Source organism: Pseudomonas sp. CAM1A, from assembly GCF_047501685.1.
Taxonomy (GTDB): Bacteria; Pseudomonadota; Gammaproteobacteria; order Pseudomonadales; family Pseudomonadaceae; genus Aquipseudomonas.
The window spans coordinates 15,022-39,380 of the sequence record NZ_JBFNXP010000011.1; the positions used below are offsets into that span (position 1 = coordinate 15,022).

Here is a 24,359-nt window from a genome sequence, read left to right on the forward strand (position 1 = left end):
GGCCGATGCCGCCGCCGCGTTGCAGCGCGACGAAGTGGCTGCCAGCCTGCGCGACCTGTCGAGCATGGCTGACGAGGCCCAGGCCGAGAGCCATGCCATGCAGGCGGCATTGCAGCAGGTGGTGGATATTCGCCAGGCGACTGACGAGAACAGCCGTGCTTCCACGCAGCTGGCGCGTCTGATCGAGAACCTGGCCGGCGAAGTGCAGACCGGCTCCCAGGTGATCGAGCGGCTGGCCAAGCAGAGCGAGCAGATCGAGGTAGTGCTGACGGTGATCCATGGTATTGCCGAACAGACCAACCTGTTGGCGCTCAACGCTGCCATCGAAGCGGCGCGAGCCGGAGAGACCGGGCGCGGTTTCGCTGTGGTGGCCGATGAGGTGCGTGCCTTGGCGAGCAAGACGCAGAGCTCGACCGGGGATATCCAGTCGCATATCGTTGCGCTGCAGCAAGGCGCCAAGGAGGCGGTGGCGACCATCAGCCAGGCGGGACGCCAGGCCAGTGAAGGCTTGCTGGTGTTGCGCGACAATGAGCGGCGCCAGCAATCGGTGCAAGCTGCGGTCGAGCAAGTGCATGCGGCAATCGGCCTGGCCACGCGAGCGGCCGAGCAGCAGGCCAATGGCGCGCAAGCCGTGCGTGGGCGAGTCGAAACCATCCATGCCCAGGCCGAGCGTTCGGCCGAGGTGGTGATGCAGACCACCGCCAGTAGCAAGGTGCTGGATGACCTGGCGGCGCAGTTACGTGCCAGCCTGGGGCAGTTCAGGGCCTGAAAAACATCGCGGGGCAAGTCCGACTTGCCCCGCGATAGGTCTTACGCCTTGTTCAGGTACATCCTGGTAGTCAGCAGATACACCGGCAATCCCGACACCACGATCAACAGCGCGGCATAAGGCGCCGCCGCTGCGAACTCGACGTTGGCGGTATGCGCCCACACCTCGGTGGCCAAGGTGGTCATCCCGGTCGGGCTGAGCAGCAGGGTGGCGGTCAGTTCCTTCATCGCATCCAGGAACACCAAGGCGAAAGCCGCCGCCATTGCCGGGAAGATGATTGGCAAAGTAACCCGGCAGAAGGCTGCGAAGCTGCTGGCGCCCAAGGTGCGCGCCGCCTCTTCCAGGGTTGGCGAGGCCTTGTTCAGTGCGGTGCGCACCGGCGACTGTGCCAGGGGCAGGAACAGCAAGGCATAGGCCAGGATCAGTAGCGCGGTAGTCTGGTACAGCGCCGGTACATAGTGCAGGGCAAAGAACACCAGGGTCAGCGCGATCACCAGCCCGGGCAGGGCGTGCAGCAGGTACGGCAAACGCTCGGCCCAGATCGCCAGGCGCCCCTTGTAGCGCACCACCAGGAAGCTGATTGGCAGGGCCAGCAGCACGCAGAAGCCAGCGCCCCCCAATGACACCGACAGCGAAGTGCCCAGGGCCTTGCCGATGGCCGCGACCGGGAAGGCCGCCGATGAGCCCACGCTCAGCCAGTAGCCGAGCATGGCCAGCGGAATGCCGCTGCCCAGCACCGCGAGCGTCAGGCAGAACAGCTGCCCCAGTGGCATCCAGCCGCGCAGTCGCAAGGGTTGGGCGCGGCGCGCCACGCCCTGGCCAATGCGCACATGGCGCGCCTTGCCACGCACCCGCAGTTCCAGCCACAGCATTGCCAGGCACAGCACCAGCAGCACCGCCGAGAGCATCGCGGCATTGGCGTTGCTGAATTCCAGCTCGAACTGCTGGTAGATCGCCGTGGTGAAGGTCTGCAGGCCAAGGATCGACAGAGCGCCAAACTCCACCAGCATGTGCAGGGCGATCAGCAACCCGCCGCCGAGCATCGACGGCCACAGCAGCGGCAGGGTGATCTTGCGGAACACGCCCCAGCGGCTGCAGCCCAGAGTGCGCGCCGACTCCTCGAGCGCGGTATCCAGGTTGCGCAGGGTGGCGGCCACTGGCAGGAACACTAGTGGGTACTTCGACAGCGCCATGACCAGGATTGCCCCGCCCAGTCCTTCGAAGTCCGAGCTCAGCGACACCCAGGTGAAGCTGCTGACGAACGACGGTACGGCAAATGGCAGGCACAGCACCACGCCCCACAGGCGTCGGCCCGGCAGGTCGCTGCGCTCCAGCAGCCAGGTCAGGGCCACGCCCACCACCAGGCACAGCGCGGTGACGCCGACCATCAGCAGCAGGGTGTTGCGCAGCAAGCCCCACACGAACGGACGCCATAGCAGGCGCAGGGCTTCATGCCAGCCGGCATCCCAGGCCTTGAGCCCGACGTACAGCAATGGCAGCAGGCTCATGGCCACCAGGAACAGCACGGGCAGCACCACCCAGATGGACGGGCGCTTGCGCTTGGGGGCGAAGCGCGCCAAGGCGGGCGAGGGCAGGGCGGCAGTCATCAGAGCAGGCCAACCTCACGTTCCAGTTCGATGGCTTCCTCGGCATTGCCAAGGTCGGCCGGCGAGATCTTCGGCGGACGCAGCTCATCGAACGGCTTCAGGCCACGGTCAGAGACCATGCCTTTATGCAGCGGGTACTCGGCGGTGGTCTGGGTGATCACGCGCTGGCCTTCTTCGCTGGCCATCCAGTTGAGCAGGGCCTGTGCCTCTTTCGGATGCTTGCTGGCCTTGACCGCAGCGGCACCGGAGATGGTCACCAGGTTGCCGGCGTCACCGTCGGCCAGGTAGTACAGCTTGGAATCGAGCTTGCCGCGCTCGCGCTCCAGGGCGTACCAGTAGTAGTTGTTCACCAGCACGGCGGCGACTTCGCCCTTCTCCACGGCCTTCAGCGCGACCATGTTGTTGGTGTAGGTCTTGCCGAAGGCCTTCAGGCCGGTCAGCCATTCTTCGGTGGCTTCGCGCCCGTGCATCTTGAGGATGGCCACCGCCTGTTCCTGGAAGGCGCCGCTGGTGGGCACGTAGCCGACACGGCCGTCCCACTCGGGGCCCGAGAAATCCATCACCGTGGTCGGCAGGTCTTTCTCATCGATCTTCTTCGGGTTGTAGACCACCACGCGGGTGCGCGCGGTGACGCCCATCCAGGTGCCGTTGGCGCCCACGTATTCCTTGGGCAGCATGTTCAGGGTGGCGTCGTCGATCTTCGCCAGCAGGCCCAGTTCGCCCAGGTTGTTCAGCGGTGGCGACTCTTCGGTATAGATGATGTCGGCCGGCGAGCGTTCGCCTTCCTCGATGATCTGGCTGGCCAGCTGGTTGCTGCTGCCCTTGCGGATATTGATGTGGATGCCGGTCTTGGCCTCGTAGGCCTTGGCGATGGCTTCGCCGATTTCCTTGTGCTGGCCGTTGTACATCGTCAACGTGACCGGTTCGTCTGCCAGGGCGGCCGGAGCGCCGATCACCAGGCTCAGAACTGCGGCGGCCAGGGTGCGCATCAGCGGTTGCGGGCGGATCGTCATGCGGGTATTTCCTCGCTTACGGCTACATATTTGGAAACAATGGTAAACGAAATTGTTTCTCAAATGGGCGCATGACGGGAAATTCATGGGTAGACGAAGGAGGGGGGCTGCCGGCGACATGAAATCGCAGGCAAGAAAAAACCCACTAGCAAGCTAGTGGGTTTTTGTATGGTGCCCAGGAGAAGACTCGAACTTCCACGACCGTTAAGTCACTGATACCTGAAACCAGCGCGTCTACCAATTCCGCCACCTGGGCAAAGCTTTGCATCGTCTGGTGAAGGCGACTTTCGTCTGCTTTCACACAGTAGTAACAGATCCTTGGTCATCTGTTACTTGAAAATTTTTGGTGCCCAGGAGAAGACTCGAACTTCCACGACCGTTAAGTCACTGATACCTGAAACCAGCGCGTCTACCAATTCCGCCACCTGGGCACACATTCGAGATTAAAAGATGCTTTACAGCGTCGTTCATCTCTACTACAACTTCGGGGTTGTCCGTCGTTGTGGTGCGCACTATACGGACGCTCCTGAAGGCTGTAAAGCCCCTGATCGAAAAAAAATTCAAAAAATTCAACCCGTTGATTCCACGCGCCTATTTCCGTTGTGCGGATACCGCGCCGGGGCTGTCCAAGGCTGACATTTCCGGTTTCAATACGCCTATGCCAGAATTCATATCTATATACACCAAGGTGAACCCCTTCTGATGGCCGATTGGCAATCCCTCGATCCCGAGGCCGCTCGCGAAGCGGAAAAATACGACAACCCTATCCCCAGCCGTGAGCTGATCCTGCAGCGCCTCGCCGACCGTGGCGAGCCGGCAGCCCGCGAACAGCTGGCGGAAGAGTTCGGTCTTTACGAAGAAGACCAGATCGAAGCCCTGCGCCGCCGCCTGCGTGCCATGGAGCGCGACGGTCAGCTTATCTATACCCGGCGCGGCACCTATGCCCCGGTGGACAAGCTCGACCTTATCTGTGGCCGCGTGTCCGGCCACCGCGATGGTTTCGGCTTCCTGATTCCCGACGATGGCAGCGAAGACCTGTTCCTCAGCCCGTCGCAGATGCGCCTGGTGTTCGACGGCGACCGCGGCCTGGCCCGGGTTTCCGGCGTGGACCGCCGTGGCCGCCGCGAAGGTGTGCTGGTGGAGGTCATCTCCCGCGCCCACGAAAGCGTGGTCGGCCGTTACTTCGAAGAGGGCGGCATCGGTTATGTGACCCCCGATAACCCGAAGATCCAGCAGGAAGTGCTGGTGACCGCCGGGCGCAACGGCGGTGCCAAGATCGGCCAGTTCGTGTCGATCAAGATCACCCACTGGCCGACCCCGCGCTTCCAGCCGCAGGGCGACGTGATCGAGGTGATCGGCAACTACATGGCGCCGGGCATGGAAATCGACATCGCCCTGCGCAGCTATGACATCCCGCATGTCTGGCCGCAGGAAGTGATCAAGGAAGCGCGCAAGTTCCGCTCCGAAGTCGAGGAGAAAGATAAAGAGAAGCGCATCGACCTGCGCCATCTGCCTTTCGTCACCATCGACGGCGAAGACGCCCGCGACTTCGACGATGCGGTGTATTGCGAACCGCTGGGCAAGCTGCGCATGTTCTCCGGCGGCTGGCGCCTGTACGTGGCGATCGCCGACGTTTCCAGCTACGTGCGCCTGGGTTCGGCCCTGGATACCGAAGCGCAGCAACGGGGCAACTCGGTGTACTTCCCCGAGCGCGTCGTGCCGATGCTGCCCGAAGAGCTGTCCAACGGCCTGTGCTCGCTGAACCCGCACGTCGATCGCCTGGCCATGGTCTGCGAAATGACCATCAACAAGGCCGGCCAGATGGTCGACTACCAGTTCTACGAGGGTGTGATCCACTCCCATGCGCGGCTGACCTACAACAAGGTCAGCAGCATGCTCGAGCATTCCCGCACCCGCGAAGGCAAGGCCCTGCGCGAGGAATACAGCGCGGTGTTGCCGGACCTGAAGAGCCTGTACGCCCTGTACAAGGTGCTCCTGGCGGCTCGTCACACCCGTGGCGCGATTGACTTCGAGACCCAGGAAACCCGGATCATCTTCGGCGATGACCGCAAGATCGACGAAATTCGTCCGACCGTGCGCAACGACGCCCACAAGCTGATCGAGGAGTGCATGCTGGCGGCCAACGTCGCGACGGCCGAATTCCTGCAGAAGCACAACGTGCCTGCGCTGTACCGCGTGCACGACGGCCCGCCGCCCGAGCGCCTGGAAAAGCTGCGTGCGTTCCTTGGTGAGCTGGGCCTGAGCCTGCACAAAGGCAAGGACCCTTCGCCGAAGGACTACCAGGCACTGCTGGCGAGCATCGCCGGGCGCCCGGACTTCCACCTGATCCAGACCGTCATGCTGCGCTCGCTGAGCCAAGCGGTGTACAGCGTCGAGAACAACGGCCACTTCGGCCTGAACTACGAGGCCTACACTCACTTCACCTCGCCGATCCGTCGTTACCCGGACCTGCTGGTGCACCGCGCCATCCGCAGCGTGATCCGCTCCAAGGTCGACACCCCGCACGTCAAGCGTGCCGGTGCCATGAGCATTCCCAAGGCGCGCATCTACCCGTACGACGAGAACAGTCTCGAGCAGATGGGCGAGCAGTGCTCGATGACCGAGCGCCGCGCTGACGAAGCAACCCGCGACGTGGTCAACTGGCTCAAGTGCGAGTACATGCGTGATCGCGTCGGTGAGACCTTCCCTGGCGTGATCACCGCAGTGACCGGCTTTGGCCTGTTCATCGAGCTGACTGATATCTATGTCGAAGGCCTGGTGCATGTCAGTGCCCTGCCGGGTGACTACTACCACTTCGATCCTGTGCATCACCGCCTGTCCGGTGAGCGCAGCGGCCGCAGCTTCCGCCTGGGCGACACGGTCGAGGTGAAGGTCATGCGTGTCGACCTCGAACAGCGCAAGATCGACTTCGAAATGTCGGAGAAGACCGTCACCGCACCGGTCGGCCGCAAGCCACGCGCTGCCGCGCAGCCGGTGGCCGAGCAGGCGCCTGCCGCCGAAGCGAAGATTTCGCCCAAGTCGCGCAGCCGCAAGAGCGAGGCTTCCGAGGCGTACTTCCCGAAAGACGCGGTGCAGCGCAATGCCGAGGTGCGCAAGAGCCGTGAAATGAAGAAGGCGCTGATGGGTGAGGCGCGTGCCAGCGGCCATGCCGGCGGCAAGTCGGAGAAAGGTGGCAAGTCGTCCGGCAAGCCGACCAAGCATCGCAAGGGGCCGCCCAAGTCCGGCGCGCCACGCAAGGGCAAGAACAAGTCATGAGTCAGCTGGAAAAGATCTACGGCGTGCATGCCGTGCAGGCGCTGCTGCAACACCACCCCAAGCGGGTAAAGCAGATCTGGCTGTCCGAAGGACGCAGTGAGCCACGCATCCAGGCCCTGCTGGAGCTGGCTGCGCAGAACCGCGTCCAGGTCGGCCAGGCCGAGCGCCGTGAGCTCGACGCCTGGGTCGAAGGTGTGCACCAGGGTGTGGTCGCCGAGGTGAGTCCGAGCCAGGTGTGGGGCGAGGCGATGCTCGACGAGCTGCTTGAGCGTACCGAGACGCCGCCCTTGATCCTGGTGCTCGATGGCGTTACCGATCCGCACAACCTCGGTGCCTGCCTGCGCACCGCCGATGCGGCCGGGGCGACCGCCGTGGTGATCCCCAAGGACAAGTCCGCGACCCTGACCGGCGTGGTGCGCAAGGTGGCCTGCGGCGCCGCCGAGGTGATGCCGCTGGTGGCCGTGACCAACCTGGCGCGTACCCTGGAGAAACTCCAGCAGCGCGGGCTCTGGGTGGTCGGTACCGCCGGCGAGGCCGAGCAGGAGATCTACCAGCAGGACCTGACCGGCCCGCTGGTGATGATCATGGGTGCCGAAGGCAAGGGCATGCGCCGCCTGACCCGTGAACACTGTGATTTTCTGGTGAAGTTGCCGATGGGCGGCAGCGTCAGCAGCCTTAACGTTTCGGTGGCCACCGGGGTGTGTCTGTTCGAGGCGGTGAGGCAGCGTCAGGTCAAGCGCTGATGGCTTGATATCAGGTGGCGTGGGAGCGGCGGTGCGCCGCGAGGGCGGTGGACTCGACATCGCATCGCGGGGCAAGCCCGCTCCCACGTTCCATTACTGCCCGTGAAATATGTTTCCGGCTGTTCAAATATTCGCCAGCCTCCTTGCTTGTCCTTCCCGGCTTCTCTACAATTGCGCCCCTTGCCGAGCTGGCAGGCGCGCATGTGCCTTCTCTCTAGGGCAAGACATACAGTGTCATTCACTCCTTGTCTGACCAGGTTGCTGGCAGACTACTAACCCGTAAGGAGCATTCATGCGTCATTACGAAATCATCTTCCTGGTTCACCCGGACCAGAGCGAGCAAGTCGGCGGCATGGTTGAGCGTTACACCAAGCTGATCGAAGAAGATGGTGGCAAGATCCACCGCCTGGAAGACTGGGGCCGTCGTCAACTGGCCTACGCAATCAACAATGTTCACAAGGCTCACTACGTGATGCTGAACGTTGAGTGCTCCGGCAAGGCCCTGGCCGAGCTGGAAGACAACTTCCGCTACAACGATGCCGTGATCCGTAACCTGGTCATCCGTCGCGACGAAGCCGTCACCGGCCCGTCCGAGATGCTCAAGGCAGAAGAGAACCGCAGCGAGCGCCGTGAGCGTCGCGAACGTCCTGAGCATGCTGATGGCGCCGAAGGCGACGACAGCAATGACAGCGACAACAGCGATAACGCTGACGAGTAATCCACGGACCTTTTGAGGAGCCTATTACATGGCACGTTTCTTCCGTCGTCGTAAATTCTGCCGCTTCACTGCTGAAGACGTGAAAGAGATCGACTTCAAAGATCTCAACACCCTGAAAGCTTACGTATCCGAAACCGGCAAGATCGTTCCAAGCCGCATCACCGGTACCAAAGCTCGTTATCAGCGTCAGCTGGCCACCGCTATCAAGCGCGCCCGCTTCCTGGCCCTGCTGCCCTACACCGACAGCCACGGCCGCTGAGACCGGGTCGTCGACTAAGTAGCAAGGGATAAGCATGCGAGCGTTGGCAAGTTTCATCATGCGCGGTCGTGTGCAGGCCACCCTCGTGGTGGTCATCAGCGCGGTACTGCCGCTGCTGTTCTGGTTGAGTGCCGCCTCCGGGAGCCTGGTGCTCCTGCGGCGCGGGTTCAAGGACGCTTCATCGGTCATCGCCTGGGGCCTTTTGCCAGCGTTGATCATGGGGTTCTTCGGCGAACCGAGCACCTTGCTGGTGTTTTTGGGAACGCTGGGGCTGGCCGCTTCGTTGCGCGCCGGACATTCCTGGACCCGGGTACTGCTGTCCAGTGTCGCATTAGGCTTGCTGTACAGCCTGATCCTGGATGCGGTGATGCGCGAAACCTTCGAGGTGCTGGCCAAGGCGCTTGAAAAAGCCCTGCCGCAGTTCGAGGGCCAACCAGTACTACCTGGTGAGCTGATCGGCCCTTTGCTGGTCGCTTCCAGTGCGGTAATGCTGCAGCTGTTCAGCCTGCTGGCCTTGATGCTGGCGCGCTATTGGCAGGCTGCGTTGTACAACCCCGGTGGTTTCGGGCGCGAGTTTCGCGAACTGAGGCTGCCGCTGGTACCCATGCTGGTGCTGGTGTCATTGATGGTGTTGGGCCCGTTCATCGGGTCGCAGTTCATCGTCCTGGCCAGTGCGTCCAGCCTGGTGCTGCTGCTCGCTGGCATCGCCCTGATTCACGGGTTGGTGGCACAAGGGCGACTGGCCGGTTTCTGGCTGGTGGGGATGTACGTGACGCTGCCGCTGCTCATGCAGCTGATGTATCCGTTGCTCGTGGTTCTGGCCATTGTCGACAGCCTGATTGATTTTCGCGGTCGCAAGTCCCCTTCACAGGGTGACGACTCCGCGAACGGTGAAGGTTAAAAGTTAAGAGGTTTTACCAAATGGAACTGATCCTGCTGGAAAAAGTCGCCAACCTGGGCAACCTGGGCGACAAAGTAAACGTTAAGGCTGGTTACGGCCGTAACTTCCTGCTGCCATTCGGCAAGGCCACCGTTGCCAACGCCGCCAACCTGGCCGCGTTCGAAGAGCGCCGCGCCGAGCTGGAAAAAGCCGCAGCAGACAAGAAAGCTTCGGCTGAAAGCCGCGCTGCCCAACTGGCCGAGCTGGAAGTGACCATCACTGCCACCGCTGGCGACGAAGGCAAGCTGTTCGGTTCGATCGGCACCCACGACATCGCTGACGCCCTGACCGCCTCCGGCGTTGAAGTGGCCAAAGCTGAAGTTCGTCTGCCGAACGGCACCATCCGTCAGGTTGGCGAATACGACGTAGCCGTGCACCTGCACAGCGACGTTGAAGCCACCGTACGTGTGGTTGTCGTAGCTGCCTAAGCTGCGTAATCGGCTGGTCCCTCGCGGGCCAGGCGGTTAACATCGGGCACGGTCCTGTTTTGCGCAGGCCGTGCCCTTTGTCTTTTTCATCTTCCAGAATTCTTTCGTGGCCATGAACGAGATCACCACCCCCGAACAACTCGACCTGCAAACCGCTGCCCTGAAGGTGCCGCCGCATTCCATCGAGGCCGAACAGGCCGTGCTCGGTGGCCTGATGCTGGACAACAACGCTTGGGAACGGGTGCTGGATCAGGTGTCGGACGGCGATTTCTACCGGCATGACCACCGCCTGATCTTCCGCGCCATCCACAAGCTGGTGGATGCGAACCAGCCGTTCGACGTGGTTACCCTGCACGAGCAGTTGGACAAGGAAGGCGTGTCCACCCAGGTGGGCGGCCTGGCCTATCTCGCCGAGTTAGCCAAGAACACCCCGTCGGTGGCCAACATCAAGGCCTATGCCGCGATCATCCGCGAGCGGGCCACGCTGCGCCAGCTGATCAGCATCAGCACCGACATCGCCGACAACGCCTTCAACCCTCAGGGCCGCAACGCCGAGGAAATCCTCGATGACGCTGAACGGCAGATCTTCCAGATCGCCGAGGCGCGGCCGAAGACAGGTGGGCCGGTGGGGGTCAACGAGCTGTTGACCAAGGCGATCGACCGTATCGATACGCTGTTCAACTCCGACAGCGACATTACCGGGGTTTCCACCGGCTACACCGACCTGGACGAGAAGACCAGCGGCCTGCAGGCGGCCGACCTGATCATCGTCGCGGGTCGTCCGTCGATGGGCAAGACCACCTTCGCCATGAACCTGGTGGAAAACGCCGTGTTGCGCAGCGACAAGGTGGTGCTGGTGTTCTCCCTCGAGATGCCAGGTGAATCGCTGATCATGCGTATGCTCTCGTCCCTGGGGCGGATCGACCAGACCAAAGTGCGTTCCGGCCAGCTGGACGACGACGATTGGCCGCGGCTGACCTCGGCGGTCAACCTGCTGAACGACCGCAAGCTGTTCATCGACGATACCGCCGGCATCAGCCCATCGGAAATGCGGGCGCGCACGCGCAGGCTGGCGCGTGAGCATGGCGAGATCGCCATGATCATGGTCGACTACCTGCAGCTGATGCAGATCCCCGGCTCGGCCGGTGACAACCGGACCAACGAGATTTCCGAGATCTCCCGCTCGCTCAAGGCGCTGGCCAAGGAATTCAACTGCCCGGTGATCGCCCTGTCGCAGCTCAACCGCTCCCTCGAGCAGCGCCCCAACAAGCGCCCGGTCAACTCCGACTTGCGTGAATCGGGAGCGATCGAGCAGGACGCCGACGTGATCATGTTCGTCTACCGTGACGAGGTGTATCACCCCGAGACCGAGCACAAAGGCGTGGCCGAGATCATCATCGGCAAGCAGCGTAACGGCCCCATCGGCTTCATTCGCCTGGCGTTCATCGGCAAGTACACCCGCTTCGAGAACCTCGCCCCGGGCATGTACAACTTCGACGACGACGAATAAGACCATCGGGCTGGACTGGCCACTGTCGGAGCGGATCGTGGGAGCGGGCTTGCCCCGCGATGGCGATGGTGAATTCACTGATGTCATCGCGAGGCAAGCTCGCTCCCACAGTGATATTTGTTCGCACGCTTGAATCCGACCACCACCGTCGGATTTGGTCAAAATTTGTGCTATATTCCGCGCCCGCGATTTTCCTGCACATTAGAACCGGTCACTGACATGCAAGCAGCCAAACCACTCTACGACTATCCCAAGTACTGGGCCGAATGCTTCGGGCCAGCGCCGTTCCTGCCGATGAGCAGGGAGGAGATGGATCAGCTCGGCTGGGATTCCTGCGACATCATCATCGTGACCGGTGACGCCTACGTCGACCACGCGTCGTTCGGCATGGCCATCATTGGCCGCCTGCTCGAGGCCCAGGGCTTCCGCGTGGGCATCATCGCCCAGCCGAACTGGCAGTCGAAGGACGACTTCATGAAGCTCGGCGAGCCGAACCTGTTCTTCGGGGTCGCGGCGGGCAACATGGACTCGATGATCAACCGCTACACCGCGGACAAGAAAATCCGTTCCGACGACGCCTACACGCCTGGCGGCATGGCCGGCAAGCGCCCTGACCGCGCCAGCCTGGTGTACAGCCAGCGCTGCAAGGAAGCCTACAAGCACGTGCCGATCGTGCTCGGTGGCATCGAGGCCTCGCTGCGCCGTATTGCTCATTACGATTACTGGCAGGACAAGGTCCGCCACTCGATCCTGGTCGACGCCAGCGCCGACATCCTGCTGTACGGCAACGCCGAACGCGCGATCGTCGAGGTTGCCCAGCGCCTGTCCCAGGGTGAAAGCATCGAACACATCACCGACGTGCGCGGCACTGCCTTCATTCGTCGCGACACCCCGCAGGGCTGGTTCGAGATCGACTCCACGCGTATCGACCGTCCGGGCCGGGTCGACAAGATCATCAACCCGTACGTGAATACCCAGGACACCCAGGCCTGTGCCATCGAGCAGGCCAAGGGCGACCAGGAAGACCCGAACGAAGCCAAGGTCGTGCAGATCCTCGACAGCCCCAGCGTCACCCGCGAGAAGTCGGTGATCCGCCTGCCATCGTTCGAGAAGGTGCGCAACGACCCGGTGCTCTACGCCCACGCCAACCGCGTGCTGCACCTGGAGACCAACCCGGGCAACGCCCGCGCCCTGGTGCAGAAACATGGCGAGGTGGATGTGTGGTTCAACCCGCCACCCATTCCCATGACCACCGAAGAGATGGACTACGTGTTCGGCATGCCCTATGCGCGCATCCCGCACCCGGCGTATGGCAAGGAGCGCATCCCGGCCTACGAGATGATCCGCTTCTCGGTGAATATCATGCGTGGCTGCTTCGGTGGCTGCACCTTCTGCTCGATCACCGAGCACGAAGGCCGGATCATCCAGAACCGCTCCCACGAGTCGATCCTGCACGAGATCGAGGAGATGCGCGACAAGGTGCCGGGCTTCACCGGCGTGGTCTCCGACCTCGGCGGGCCAACCGCCAACATGTACCGCATCGCCTGCAAGAGCCATGACATCGAGAAGCACTGCCGCAAGCCGTCGTGCGTGTTCCCGGGCATCTGCGAGAACCTCAACACCGACCACAGCTCGCTGATCGAGCTGTACCGCAAGGCCCGTGCCCTGCCGGGGGTGAAGAAGATCCTGATCGCCTCGGGCCTGCGCTACGACCTGGCGGTGGAGTCGCCGGAATACGTGCGTGAGCTGGTCACCCACCACGTCGGCGGTTACCTGAAGATCGCCCCGGAGCACACCGAGCGTGGTCCGCTGGACAAGATGATGAAGCCGGGCATCGGCACCTACGACCGCTTCAAGCGCATGTTCGAGAAGTTCTCGAAAGAGGCGGGCAAGGAGCAGTACCTGATTCCTTACTTCATCGCTGCCCACCCGGGCACCACCGACGAAGACATGATGAACCTGGCCCTGTGGCTCAAGGGCAACGGCTTCCGCGCCGACCAGGTGCAGGCGTTCTACCCCTCGCCGATGGCTTCGGCCACGGCCATGTACCATTCGGGCAAGAACCCGCTGCGCAAGGTCACCTACAAGAGCGAAGGGGTGGAGATCGTCAAGAGCGAGGAGCAGCGCCGCTTGCACAAGGCGTTCCTGCGTTATCACGATCCGAAGGGCTGGCCGATGCTGCGCGAAGCGCTGCAGCGCATGGGCCGCGCCGACCTGATCGGGCCGGGCAAGCACCAGCTGATCCCGCTGCACCAGCCGGCGACCGATACTTATCAGAGTGCGCGGCGCAAGAACTCGACCCCGGCCGGCAGCCACAAGGTGGGCAAGGACCAGAAGATCCTCACCCAGCACACCGGCCTGCCGCCGCGCGCCAGCGATGGCAGCAAGCCGTGGGACAAACGCGAGAAGGCCAAGGCCGAGGCATTCGCCCGCAATCAGCAGGCGGCCAAGGAGCGCAAGGAAGCGGCCAAGGGTGGTGGAGGCAAGGGCAAGAAGCCGCGCCAGCCGGTGATTCCGCGCTAACGCCAGTGGCAGGATAGTCCTTGGTGGGAGCGGGCTTGCCCCGCGATTGCAATGTTGGACTCACCATCGCAATCGCGGGACAAGCCCGCTCCCACAAGGCCGATGTTTGCCGGGATCAATCAGGCTGCTTGTCGACCCACTTCGGCACCACTGGCGCAACGAAGCTGTCCATCCCGTCCAGCAGCTCATCCGGCTGCTCCCCGAGCAACAGCATCGCCCGATGTTGCGGCCGTACGAAGCCTTCCTCGACGGTATGGTCGAGGAACCCGCCGAGCTTGGCATAGAACCCATTCACATCCAGCAGCCCCAGCGGCTTGGCGTGATACCCCAGTTGCCCCCAGGTCCACACCTCGAACAGCTCCTCCAGCGTGCCCAGGCCACCCGGCAGGGCGATGAAGGCGTCGCTGAGCTCGGCCATGCGCGCCTTGCGTGCATGCATGCCGTCGACCACCTCCAGGCGGGTCAGGCCCTTGTGGCCGATCTCGGCGTTCATCAGGCTTTGCGGAATGATACCGATGACTTCGCCACCGGCGGCCAGCGTGGCATCGGCGACGGTGCCCATCAGGCCGACCGCGCCACCGCCGTAGACCAGGGTCAGGCCACGGCGAGCGATGGCCTGGCCCAAGGCCACGGCGGCTTCGCGATAGGCGGGGTTGGCACCAATGCTGGCGCCACAGAAGACACAAACGGAACGTACAGGCATTGCTTATCTCCCTTTACATGCGTGCACAGGGTAAGGCGCATGCCTGTCGCTTCCAAGGGGGATCATTCGGGGCGGGAGAACTCGCAGAGGGCGCCACTGGCGCCGTGGGCATAGGCGGCGAGCAGGCTGTTCATGAAACTGGAAAGGGACATTTCATTCAACTCCTAAATGAGAGGTTGTCCCATCGTCTATCAAGAGGGCATGATGTGCTCTTTGATTGGTTGTATACAATCCATTGAACAAATCTACTGCCTGACGACTTGACACCCCTTGACCCACATCAGGTACGGGCGTCCTGTTTTCAGGCAGTCTCGCAATTGATAAAACCCTGCCAAGGAGATTCATGATGTTTGCGAAAGCTGTAGCGGTATCCCTGCTGACCCTCGCCAGCGCCTCTGTCTTTGCAGCCGACTGCAAGGTCACCGTCGACTCGACCGACCAGATGTCGTTCAACACCAAGGAATTCACCGTCGACAAGAGCTGCAAGACCGTCGAGATCGAACTGACCCACGGTGGCAGCCTGCCGAAGAACGTCATGGGCCACAACCTGGTCATCAGCAAGACCGCCGACATGCAGGCCATCGCCACCGAAGGCATGGCGCAAGGCCTGGACAAGGATTACATCAAGGCTGACAACGCCAATATCATCGGCCACACCAAGATGATCGGTGCCGGCGAAAAAGACACCATCAAGCTCGACACTTCCAAGCTGGAAGCCGGCGGCGACTACAGCTTCTTCTGCACCTTCCCGGGCCACATCTCGATGATGAAGGGCAAGGTTGTCGTCAAGTAAGCCAAGCCTGAAGTAGCAGCGTGGGAGCGGGCTTGCCCGCGATGGCGATGGTGAATCCACCACGTCATCGTAGGGCAAGGCCGCTCCCACAGTTGTTTCTAGGCCTGATCAAGGCGCGAACGGCAACTCGCGCTTGTGCTGGGTCTTGCGGTAGGTGGCGACGATGATGTCGAACGCCTCCTGGCTTACCGGCTCACCGTGCAGGAAGGCGTCGATCTGCTGGTAGGTCACGCCGTGGGACGCTTCGTCCGGCTTGCCCGGTTCGAGGTCTTCCAGGTCTGCGGTCGGTACTTTCTCCACCAGCGATTCCGGCGCGCCAAAGCTGCGCGCAATGGCCCGTACCTGGTTTTTCACCAGCCCGCTCAGCGGTGCCAGGTCGCAAGCGCCGTCACCGAACTTGGTGAAGAAACCCATCACCGCCTCGGCGGCGTGGTCGGTGCCGATCACCAGGCCCGCGCGGGCGCCAGCGACCGTGTACTGGGCGACCATGCGCGTGCGTGCCTTGACGTTGCCGACGACGAAGTCGACCAGGGTCGGCGAGCCGTTTTTCAATTCCTCGACTTCCGCCGCCAGGGCCTTTACGGCCGGGGCGATGTCGATGGTGTGCACCTCGTCGGCCTTGATCACCTCCAGGCAGGCCTGGGCGTCGTGCTCGTCGTGCTGCACGTGGTACGGCAGGCGTACGGCGATGAAGGTATAGGCCTTGTCGCCGGTTTCGGCGCGCAGTTCGTTGATGGCGCGCTGGGCGAGCAGGGCGGCGGTCAGCGAGTCGACACCGCCGCTGATGCCCAGCACCAGGGTCTTGAGCCGGGCATTGGCCAGGCAGTCCTTGATGAACGCCACGCGCCGGGCCACTTCCTGCTCGAGGGCGGCGGCATCGGCGAACGGCGGCTGCACCTTGAGCGCCTGGGCAATCTCTTGCTGAACGGCTTGCATGGGTTACTCCTTGCTGGGGACTTTGAATACATGGCGCATATAGGCGACGAAGTTTTCGTCACGGCATTGCGTCTTGGCGGCTTCGTCGGAGATCTTCGCCACCGGCGAGCCGTTGCAGTCGGTCATTTTAAGCACGATGTTCATCGGCGCCACGCCGGGGATGTCGCAGGTCAGGTTGGTGCCGATGCCAAAGCTCACGTTGATGCGCCCACGCAGGGCCCGGAAGATCTCCAGCGAGCGGGTCAGGTTCAGGCCATCGGAGAACACCAGGGTCTTGGTCATCGGGTCGATACCGAGCTTCTGATAATGGGCGATGGCCTTTTCCGCCCAGGCCACCGGCTCGCCCGAGTCGTGGCGCAGGCCATCGAACAGCTTGGCGAAGTACAGGTCGAAATCCTTCAGGAAGGCATCCATGGTGATGCAGTCGGTCAGGGCGATGCCAAGCAGCCCCCGGTACTCGCGCACCCAGCAGTCCAGGGCGGCGATCTGGCTGTCGATCAGCCGTGGACCGAGCTGCTGGTGGGCCATGATCCATTCGTGGGCCATGGTGCCCAGGGGCTTGATATCCAGTTTCCATGCCAGGTCGACGTTGCTGGTGCCGACGAAGCGCCCCGGGAAGTCGTCGCGCAACACCTGCACCACCTCGGCCTGTACTCGGCTGGAGAAGCGTCGGCGGGTACCGAAGTCGGCCACCTGCAGTTCGGCCAGCTCGTCGTCGCTGGCGTGGGCGCGCAGCCAGTCGAACTTGCGGTGCAGCTGGTCGCGGGCTTCGGCCAGGCGCATGCGCGGGTGCAGGTGGCGGTTGCGCACTTCGCTGATGATGGCCAGCAGCGGCACTTCGAACAGGATCACGTGCAGCCAGGGGCCTTTCAGGCGCAGGCACAGCTGGTCGTTCTCGATGCCGATACGCACATAGCGCAGGTTGAAGCGGAACAGGCGCAGGAAGCGCAGGAAGTCTGGCTTGAGGAAACTGATGCGTTCGAGGAAGGCCAGTTGGCCGTCATCCAGGGTCAGCTCGCTGAGCAGCTCGAGCTGGTTGCGGATCTCGCCCAGGTAGGGGCGCAGGTCCTCGCCGTTGCGGCAGCGGAACTCCCATTCGACATCGGCGTCCGGGTAGTTGTGCAGGACGCCCTGCATCATCGTGAGCTTGTAGAAGTCGGTGTCGAGCAGGTTGTGCACGATGCGCTCGGCGAATGCGCTCTCGCTCATCAGGGGGAAGCTCCAAGGCGGGCAATGGCGGCCATTGTGCCAGATCGCGGGGCAAGCCCGCTCGCACGCCGCCCGCGATCTTGGCCTTTGCAGGTAATTTCCCGTGCGCCAGCTAGCCTTCAAACAGTGCTCCCTGTAGCAGTCGCGCACCAGTGGTGTGCAGTTCGGTGACGTCCGCTGTTACAGGTCGGTTGCACGTTAACACTTGCAAGGGTTGCAATGATGGCGCTCGCAGGTTGCTCCTTGTCTAGGCGTGTCGGTAGCGCTCGCTGCGCACTAGACGGTTGCACGCTCAATAAAGAAAAGGCCGTCGGTCGCCTCTGTTCTCCCCCTCTCGTGTGTTTTCCCGGAAGACAAAACCAATGGCACGGCCCTTGCTCGGAGCACAGGGCTGAGAAGTTGTAGTGCCAACCAAAAAAAATACTCTAGGAGCACCACCTCATGTCGCAGACGTTTTACAAGAAAGGTTTCCTGGCACTGGCCGTGGCCACCGCACTAGGTGTTTCTTCGTATGTTCAGGCCGACATCAAGATCGGCGTCGCGGGTCCCATGACCGGGGCCAACGCAGCGTTTGGCGAGCAGTACATGAAAGGTGCGCAGGCAGCGGCCGATGTGATCAACAAAGCCGGTGGCGTCAACGGCGAGAAGATCGTCCTGGTCAAGGGCGATGACGCTTGCGAGCCGAAACAGGCCGTGTCGGTGGCCAACCGCCTGGTCGATCAGGACAAGGTGGCGGGCGTGGTCGGTCACTTCTGCTCCTCCAATACCATCCCCGCGTCCGAGGTCTACGACGAGGCCGGCGTGATCGCCATCACTCCCGGCTCCACCAACCCGCAGGTGACCGAGCGCGGCCTGTCCGCGATGTTCCGCATGTGCGGCCGTGACGACCAGCAGGGCATCGTCGCCGGCAACTACATCGTCGATGTGCTCAAGGGCAAGAAGGTCGTGGTGCTGCACGACAAGGACACCTATGGCCAGGGTCTGGCCGACGCGACCAAGGCGCAGCTGACCAAACGCGGTGTCACGCCCGTGCTGTACGAAGGCCTGACCCGTGGCGAGAAGGACTTCAGTGCCGTGGTCACCAAGATCCGCGCCGCCGGTGCCGATGTCGTCTACTTCGGCGGCCTGCACCCGGAGGCCGGCCCGCTGGTACGCCAGCTGCGCGAGCAGGGCCTGAAGGATGTGGCGTTCATGTCCGACGACGGCATCGTCACCGACGAACTGGTGGCCACCGCCGGCGGCGCCCAGTACACCAATGGCGTGTACATGACCTTCGGCGCCGACCCGCGCCTGCTGCCCGACAGCAAGGCGGTGGTCGAGGAGTTCCGCAAGAACGGCACCGAGCCTGAAGGCTACACCCTGTACGCCTACGCTTCGGTCCAGGCGCTGGCCGCCGCCTTCAACGGCGCCAAGTCGAACAAGGGCGAGGACGCCGCCAAGTGGCTCAAGGCCAACCCGGTCAAGACCGTCATGGGCGAGAAGAAGTGGGACCAGAAGGGCGACCTGACCGTCTCCGACTACGTGGTCTATCAGTGGGATGCCAACGGCAAGTACCACCAGCTGGAAAAACAAAAATAAAAACGGCCAACGGCCCGCGTGCGTTTTGCACCGGGCCTTGCCCCCGCGGTACCTGTCTTTGTCCGTAGATGTGCACAGTTCTGCGCTGCGAGGGCCGCTGCATCCGGGCCCTGCGTGGTCGGCGCTCGTGCAATCTCAATCAGGTGAGATTGCGTTATGGATGGTATTTTCCTGCAGCAACTGGTCAACGGCCTGACCCTCGGGTCGGTCTATGGCCTGATCGCCATCGGCTACACAATGGTCTATGGCATCATCGGCATGATCAACTTCGCGCACGGCGAGGTGTACATGATCTCCGCGTACCTCGCGGCGATCAGCCTGGCATTGCTGGCCTATTTCGGCATCGAGTCGTTTCCGCTGCTGATGCTGGGCACCCTGTTGTTCACCATCGTCGTCACCGGCGTCTATGGCTTCACCATCGAACGCATCGCCTACAAACCCCTGCGCAACTCCACCCGCCTGGCGCCCTTGATCAGCGCCATCGGCATTTCGCTGATCCTGCAGAACTACGCGCAGATCAGCCAGGGCGCTCGCCAGCAAGGCGTGCCGACCCTGCTCGAAGGCGCCATGCGCGTCGAAGTGGGCACCGGCTTCGTACAACTGACCTACACCAAGATCTTCATCCTCGTGGCCGCCTTCGTCGGCATGGGCCTGCTGACCTACGTGATCAAGTACACCAAGCTCGGGCGCATGTGCCGGGCCACGCAGCAAGACCGCAAGATGGCCTCGATCCTGGGCATCAACACCGACCGGGTGATTTCCTACGTGTTCGTCATCGGTGCGGTGATGGCCGCGCTGGCCGGCGTGCTGATCACCATGAACTACGGCACCTTCGACTTCTACGCCGGCTTCATCATCGGCATCAAGGCGTTCACCGCCGCGGTGCTCGGCGGCATCGGCTCGCTGCCGGGGGCCATGCTCGGCGGGATCATCCTGGGGATTTCCGAATCGTTGTTCTCCGGCCTGATCAACTCCGACTACAAGGACGTATTCAGCTTCTCGCTGCTGGTGATGATCCTCATCTTCCGCCCCCAAGGCCTGCTGGGTCGCCCGCTCGTGGCTAAGGTGTGAAACATGTCTGCTGCCAATACTGCCTCTGCTTCGCAAACCAAGGGTTTCGACCTTAAACGCAGCCTGCTGGAGACCATCGTCGCCGGCCTGCTGGCCCTTATCGTCTTCGGCCCCGTCGTCGGCGTGGTGCTCGATGGCTACACCTTCAACGCCGAACCCGCCCGCGTGGCCTGGCTGGTCGGCGGCGTGATGATCGGGCGTTTCATCCTCAGCCTGTTCCTGCAGACCTCGACCGGCCAGCGCATGCTCCAGGGCTTCGACAGCGGCGGTTCCGGCGTGCATGTGCTGGCGCCGAACTACAAGTCGCGCCTGCGCTACATCATCCCGGCGCTGATCGTCATCGCCATCGTGTTCCCGATCTTCGCCAACAAGTACCTGCTGACCGTGGTCATCCTCGGCCTGATCTACGTGCTGCTGGGCCTGGGCCTGAACATCGTGGTCGGCCTGGCCGGCCTGCTCGACCTGGGGTATGTGGCGTTCTACGCCATCGGCGCCTACGGCCTGGCGCTGGGTTACCAGTACCTGGGCCTGGGCTTCTGGAGCGTGCTGCCGCTGGCGGCCATCGCCGCCGCCCTGGCCGGGTGCATACTCGGCTTCCCGGTATTGCGCATGCACGGCGACTACCTGGCCATCGTCACCCTCGGCTTCGGTGAGATCATCCGCCTGGTGCTGAACAACTGGCTGTCGTTCACCGGTGGCCCCAACGGCATGCCGGCGCCTTCGCCGACCTTCCTGGGCCTGGAGTTCGGCCGCCGGGCCAAGGACGGCGGGGTGCCGATCCACGAGTTCTTCGGCTTCGAATACAACGCCAACCTCAAGTTCGTGTTCATCTACGCGGTGCTGTTCCTGGTGGTGCTGGCGGTGCTGTACATCAAGCACCGGCTGACCCGCATGCCGGTGGGTCGCGCCTGGGAAGCCCTGCGCGAAGACGAGATCGCCTGCCGTTCGATGGGCCTGAACCATGTGCTGGTCAAGCTCTCGGCGTTCACCCTCGGTGCTTCCACCGCCGGTTTGGCCGGGGTGTTCTTCGCCACCTACCAGGGTTTCGTCAACCCGTCGTCGTTCACCTTCTTCGAGTCGGCGCTGATCCTCGCCATCGTCGTGCTCGGCGGCATGGGTTCGACCGTGGGCGTGGTGATCGCCGCCTTCGTGCTGACCGTGGCCCCGGAGCTGCTGCGCAGCTTCTCGGAATACCGGGTACTGCTGTTTGGCGTGCTGATGGTGCTGATGATGATCTGGCGACCGCGTGGGCTGATCCGCATCAGCCGTACCGGTGTAGTTCCGCGTAAAGGAGTGGCGCCATGAGCGACGAAATCATTCTGTCGGTCGACAACCTGATGATGCAGTTCGGTGGGATCAAGGCGCTCAGCGATGTCAGCCTGCAGGTCAAGCGCAACCAGATCTTCGCCCTGATCGGTCCCAACGGCGCCGGCAAGACCACCGTGTTCAACTGCCTGACCGGCTTCTACAAGGCCAGCGGCGGGCGCATCGAGCTGAACGTGCGCGGCAGCCACACCAACGTCATCCAGCTGCTCGGCGAGCGCTTCCAGGCGGCGGACTTCGTCTCGCCGGCGCGCTTCGCCAACCGCCTGTACTACAAGATGTTCGGCGGTACCCACCTGGTCAACCGCGCAGGTCTTGCACGGACTTTCCAGAACATCCGGCTGTTCAAGGAAATGTCGGTGGTGGAGAACCTGCTGGTAGCCCAGCACATGTGGGTCAACCGCAACCTGCTGGCCGGCGTGCTCAACACCCCGGGCTACCGCAAGGCCGAGAGCGACGCGCTGGACCATGCGTTTTACTGGCTGGAGGTGGTCGACCTGGTCGACTGCGCCAACCGCCTGGCCGGTGAACTGTCGTACGGCCAGCAGCGCCGCCTGGAGATCGCCCGGGCCATGTGCACGCGGCCGAAGATCATCTGCCTGGACGAGCCGGCCGCGGGCCTCAACCCTCAGGAAACCGAAGCGTTGAGCCGCATGATCCGCGTGCTGCGCGACGAGCATGACATCACCGTGGTGCTGATCGAACACGACATGGGCATGGTCATGAGCATCTCCGACCACATCGTCGTGCTCGACCACGGCAACGTGATCGCCGAGGGCACGCCGCAGGACATCCGCCACAACCCGACGGTGATCGCCGCCTACCTGGGTGCAGACGAAGAGGAGCTGATATGAGTGCGCCCATTCTCGAGTTGAAGGACCTGGATGTGTTCTACGGGCCGATCCAGGCCCTGAAGAAAGTCTCGATGCACATCAACGAAGGCGAAACGGTGAGCCTGATCGGCGCCAACGGCGCGGGCAAGTCGACGCTGCTGATGTCGATCTTCGGCCAGCCACGGGCGGCCTCCGGGCAGATCGTCTATCGCGGCACCGACATCACCCGCAAGTCGTCGCACTACATTGCCTCCAACGGCATCGCCCAGTCCCCGGAAGGGCGCCGGGTATTCCCCGACATGACCGTCGAGGAGAACCTGATGATGGGTACCATTCCGATTGGCGACAAGCATGCCGGGGAGGACATGCAGCGCATGTTCGAGCTGTTCCCGCGTCTCAAGGAGCGGCGCAACCAGCGCGCCATGACCATGTCTGGCGGTGAACAGCAGATGCTCGCCATCGCCCGGGCGCTGATGAGCCGGCCCAAGCTGTTGCTGCTCGATGAGCCGTCGCTGGGCCTGGCGCCGATCGTGGTCAAGCAGATCTTCTCGACCCTGCGCGAGCTGGCGCAGACCGGCATGACCATCTTCCTGGTCGAGCAGAATGCCAACCATGCGTTGAAGCTGTCGGACCGGGCCTATGTGATGGTCAATGGGCAGATCCGCATGACCGGGACGGGGCAGGAGCTGTTGGTCAACGAGGAGGTGCGCAACGCTTATCTAGGCGGGCACTGATCTAACTCAGCAAAGATCGCGGGGCAAGGTCTGTGGGAGCGGGCTTGCCCCGCGATGCGTTTTATGCCAGGCGGCAGATGTGGACAACTTGTCGCATATCTTTCTTGAAGCACTCTACAACCGCACTGCAAACCCTTGTTTCCACAGGTGGAAAACTTTCCACGGATTATGTGGAACCGCCTGTGGAAAACATGGTGGCACCTTGCTCAAGCCCTTGTGTACCAACGCCTCCAAGGATTTGTTCGTTTTTTGATCAGGTCTTGCTTGTGCATGATTTCCTGAGGGTTTTTAGCAGTAGCGCGGTTCATCCACAGCTTTACGAATTCTGTGGATAAGTCTGTGAAGAAACCTTGGACAGACCGCCACAGACGGCAGGTTGAAAGCGTTGCGCCATCACGGGCAGATGTCCACAGCAGGCAAAGGTTCCCTGGAACCGACGAGTTGCCCCCAATCTGTGGGGAAAGCCTTGTGGATAAGATGCGCATAGCCTGACGAAAGCCCGCAATCACGGGGCTTTCCAGCGTCTGTACGTTTTTTGACCAGCCGCTGAAACGGTTGTCGACAACGCTTGCGCCGGGCATGCTGCAAGGCCTGCCGAGCACACCCAAGGAGAAGAGCATGACGTCCACCGTATTCATCACTGGCGCAACTTCCGGCTTCGGTGAGGCCACCGCCCGCCGTTTCGCCGATGCCGGCTGGAAGCTGGTGCTGACTGGCCGTCGCAAGGAACGCCTGGACGCGCTGTGCGCCGAACTCTCGGCCAAGACCGAGGTGCATGCCCTGGTGGTCGATGTGCGTGATCGCCAGGCCATGGAGGCCGCCATCGCCAGCCTGCCGCCGAGCTTCGACAAGCTTCAGGGCCTGGTCAACAACGCCGGCCTGGCACTGGGGGTGGATGCGGCGCAGAACTGCAGCCTGGACGACTGGGAAACCATGGTCGACACCAATATCAAGGGCCTGATGTACACCACCCGCTTGCTGCTGCCGCGCCTGATCGCTCATGGCCGCGGCGCGTCGATCCTCAACGTCGGGTCGGTGGCGGGCAACTACCCGTACCCGGGCGCGAATGTGTATGGCGGCACCAAGGCCTTCGTCGGCCAGTTCTCGCTGAGCCTGCGCTGCGACCTGCGCGGCACGGGCGTGCGGGTGAGCAACATCGAGCCGGGATTGTGCGAGAGCGAGTTCTCGCTGGTGCGTTTCGGTGGCGACCAGGCCAAGTACGACGCTACCTACGCCGGGGCCGAGCCGATCCAGCCACAGGATATCGCTGAAACCATCTTCTGGATTCTCAACCAGCCGGCACATATCAATATCAACAGCCTTGAGCTGATGCCGGTGAGCCAGGACTGGGCGGGGTTCTCGATCGACCGGTCGGCGAAAGGTTGATTCGCCG

21 protein-coding genes, 2 tRNA genes and 1 pseudogene are annotated in these 24,359 nt (G+C 62.7%); 16 read left to right on the top strand and 8 right to left on the bottom strand.

Going from position 1 to position 24,359, the window contains the following annotated elements; genetic code table 11:
• Window positions 1-253: 253 nt before the first annotated feature.
• Window positions 254-769 (top strand): annotated as a pseudogene (locus ABZO33_RS21930) (methyl-accepting chemotaxis protein); the annotation flags it as partial.
• 41 nt (window positions 770-810) lie between these two features.
• On the opposite strand, the gene ABZO33_RS21935 reads toward ABZO33_RS21930, so the two are convergent.
• The 4 genes from ABZO33_RS21935 to ABZO33_RS21950 form a co-directional block, all read right to left on the bottom strand.
• Entirely contained in the window at window positions 811-2,376 is a 1,566-nt protein-coding gene (locus tag ABZO33_RS21935) for an ABC transporter permease (RefSeq protein WP_414537763.1), read from the bottom strand.
• Window positions 2,376-3,389, bottom strand: a complete 1,014-nt coding sequence (locus ABZO33_RS21940) for an extracellular solute-binding protein (protein ID WP_414537764.1) — start codon at window positions 3,387-3,389, stop codon at window positions 2,376-2,378. The genes ABZO33_RS21935 and ABZO33_RS21940 overlap by 1 nt, the downstream gene beginning before the upstream one ends.
• A 169-nt stretch (window positions 3,390-3,558) precedes the next feature.
• Window positions 3,559-3,645 (bottom strand) — tRNA-Leu (locus ABZO33_RS21945).
• 88 nt (window positions 3,646-3,733) lie between these two features.
• Window positions 3,734-3,820: transfer RNA gene (locus tag ABZO33_RS21950), tRNA-Leu, on the bottom strand.
• A gap of 271 nt (window positions 3,821-4,091) precedes the next feature.
• Between ABZO33_RS21950 and rnr the strand changes: the two genes are divergently transcribed.
• The 8 genes from rnr (at window position 4,092) to ABZO33_RS21990 (ending at window position 13,786) form a co-directional block, all read left to right on the top strand.
• Complete coding sequence (gene rnr, locus ABZO33_RS21955) at window positions 4,092-6,665, top strand: ribonuclease R (protein WP_414537765.1); 2,574 nt, start codon at window positions 4,092-4,094, stop codon at window positions 6,663-6,665.
• A complete protein-coding gene (rlmB, locus tag ABZO33_RS21960; RefSeq protein WP_104444841.1) occupies window positions 6,662-7,408 on the top strand; it encodes a 23S rRNA (guanosine(2251)-2'-O)-methyltransferase RlmB in 747 nt (248 codons plus the stop codon). Before rnr ends, rlmB begins: the two co-directional genes overlap by 4 nt.
• A gap of 292 nt (window positions 7,409-7,700) precedes the next feature.
• Window positions 7,701-8,126 carry a 30S ribosomal protein S6 gene (gene rpsF, locus ABZO33_RS21965; RefSeq protein ID WP_023629370.1) on the top strand — a complete coding sequence of 142 codons (426 nt, stop codon included), beginning with the start codon at window positions 7,701-7,703 and terminating at the stop codon, window positions 8,124-8,126.
• Window positions 8,127-8,154: 28 nt separating this feature from the next.
• Window positions 8,155-8,385 (top strand): 30S ribosomal protein S18, encoded by a 231-nt coding sequence (gene rpsR / locus ABZO33_RS21970; RefSeq protein WP_003249563.1) that lies wholly within the window; start codon window positions 8,155-8,157, stop codon window positions 8,383-8,385.
• A gap of 34 nt (window positions 8,386-8,419) precedes the next feature.
• On the top strand, window positions 8,420-9,286 hold the full coding sequence (locus ABZO33_RS21975) for a hypothetical protein (RefSeq protein ID WP_414537766.1): 867 nt from the start codon (window positions 8,420-8,422) through the stop codon (window positions 9,284-9,286).
• Window positions 9,287-9,306: 20 nt separating this feature from the next.
• Window positions 9,307-9,753, top strand: coding sequence for a 50S ribosomal protein L9 (gene rplI, locus ABZO33_RS21980; protein ID WP_011535934.1), 447 nt, complete (start codon window positions 9,307-9,309; stop codon window positions 9,751-9,753).
• 112 nt (window positions 9,754-9,865) lie between these two features.
• The gene (gene dnaB / locus ABZO33_RS21985) at window positions 9,866-11,263 is read left to right on the top strand and encodes a replicative DNA helicase (RefSeq protein ID WP_102683944.1); all 1,398 of its coding nucleotides are present in this window, start codon (window positions 9,866-9,868) and stop codon (window positions 11,261-11,263) included.
• Between the two features lie 219 nt (window positions 11,264-11,482).
• Window positions 11,483-13,786, top strand: a complete 2,304-nt coding sequence (locus tag ABZO33_RS21990; RefSeq protein ID WP_046854008.1) for a YgiQ family radical SAM protein — start codon at window positions 11,483-11,485, stop codon at window positions 13,784-13,786.
• 115 nt (window positions 13,787-13,901) lie between these two features.
• Here the strand turns inward: ABZO33_RS21990 and ABZO33_RS21995 are convergent, their stop codons facing one another.
• On the bottom strand, window positions 13,902-14,489 hold the full coding sequence (locus ABZO33_RS21995) for a TIGR00730 family Rossman fold protein (RefSeq protein ID WP_414537767.1): 588 nt from the start codon (window positions 14,487-14,489) through the stop codon (window positions 13,902-13,904).
• Between the two features lie 346 nt (window positions 14,490-14,835).
• Here ABZO33_RS21995 and azu point away from each other — a divergent pair, with 346 nt between their 5' ends.
• Window positions 14,836-15,282: an azurin gene (azu, locus tag ABZO33_RS22000; protein WP_414537851.1), complete on the top strand. Its 447-nt coding sequence runs from the start codon at window positions 14,836-14,838 to the stop codon at window positions 15,280-15,282.
• A 108-nt stretch (window positions 15,283-15,390) separates the two neighbouring features.
• On the opposite strand, the gene nadE is transcribed toward azu, so the two are convergent.
• Complete coding sequence (nadE, locus tag ABZO33_RS22005; RefSeq protein WP_031314652.1) at window positions 15,391-16,218, bottom strand: ammonia-dependent NAD(+) synthetase; 828 nt, start codon at window positions 16,216-16,218, stop codon at window positions 15,391-15,393.
• 3 nt (window positions 16,219-16,221) lie between these two features.
• Complete coding sequence (gene pncB, locus ABZO33_RS22010) at window positions 16,222-17,427, bottom strand: nicotinate phosphoribosyltransferase (RefSeq protein WP_414537768.1); 1,206 nt, start codon at window positions 17,425-17,427, stop codon at window positions 16,222-16,224.
• A gap of 441 nt (window positions 17,428-17,868) precedes the next feature.
• Here pncB and ABZO33_RS22015 point away from each other — a divergent pair, with 441 nt between their 5' ends.
• The 5 genes from ABZO33_RS22015 to ABZO33_RS22035 all read left to right on the top strand — a co-directional run bounded on the left by ABZO33_RS22015 (window position 17,869) and on the right by ABZO33_RS22035 (window position 22,966).
• Complete coding sequence (locus ABZO33_RS22015; protein WP_414537769.1) at window positions 17,869-19,005, top strand: branched-chain amino acid ABC transporter substrate-binding protein; 1,137 nt, start codon at window positions 17,869-17,871, stop codon at window positions 19,003-19,005.
• A gap of 156 nt (window positions 19,006-19,161) precedes the next feature.
• The gene (locus ABZO33_RS22020) at window positions 19,162-20,076 is read left to right on the top strand and encodes an ABC transporter permease subunit (RefSeq protein ID WP_019098910.1); all 915 of its coding nucleotides are present in this window, start codon (window positions 19,162-19,164) and stop codon (window positions 20,074-20,076) included.
• Window positions 20,077-20,079: 3 nt separating this feature from the next.
• Window positions 20,080-21,381, top strand: a complete 1,302-nt coding sequence (gene livM, locus ABZO33_RS22025; RefSeq protein WP_414537770.1) for a high-affinity branched-chain amino acid ABC transporter permease LivM — start codon at window positions 20,080-20,082, stop codon at window positions 21,379-21,381.
• Window positions 21,378-22,253 (top strand): ATP-binding cassette domain-containing protein, encoded by an 876-nt coding sequence (locus tag ABZO33_RS22030; protein ID WP_414537771.1) that lies wholly within the window; start codon window positions 21,378-21,380, stop codon window positions 22,251-22,253. The genes livM and ABZO33_RS22030 overlap by 4 nt, the downstream gene beginning before the upstream one ends.
• Window positions 22,250-22,966: an ABC transporter ATP-binding protein gene (locus tag ABZO33_RS22035; RefSeq protein ID WP_028688239.1), complete on the top strand. Its 717-nt coding sequence runs from the start codon at window positions 22,250-22,252 to the stop codon at window positions 22,964-22,966. Before ABZO33_RS22030 ends, ABZO33_RS22035 begins: the two co-directional genes overlap by 4 nt.
• Before the next feature lie 206 nt (window positions 22,967-23,172).
• Here ABZO33_RS22035 and ABZO33_RS22040 read toward each other — a convergent pair whose 3' ends face one another.
• Window positions 23,173-23,586 (bottom strand): hypothetical protein, encoded by a 414-nt coding sequence (locus ABZO33_RS22040; protein WP_414537772.1) that lies wholly within the window; start codon window positions 23,584-23,586, stop codon window positions 23,173-23,175.
• Here ABZO33_RS22040 and ABZO33_RS22045 point away from each other — a divergent pair.
• Window positions 23,585-24,352 (top strand): SDR family oxidoreductase, encoded by a 768-nt coding sequence (locus ABZO33_RS22045; RefSeq protein ID WP_414537773.1) that lies wholly within the window; start codon window positions 23,585-23,587, stop codon window positions 24,350-24,352. The two genes, ABZO33_RS22040 and ABZO33_RS22045, sit on opposite strands and share 2 nt — an antisense overlap.
• Window positions 24,353-24,359: the final 7 nt, after the last annotated feature.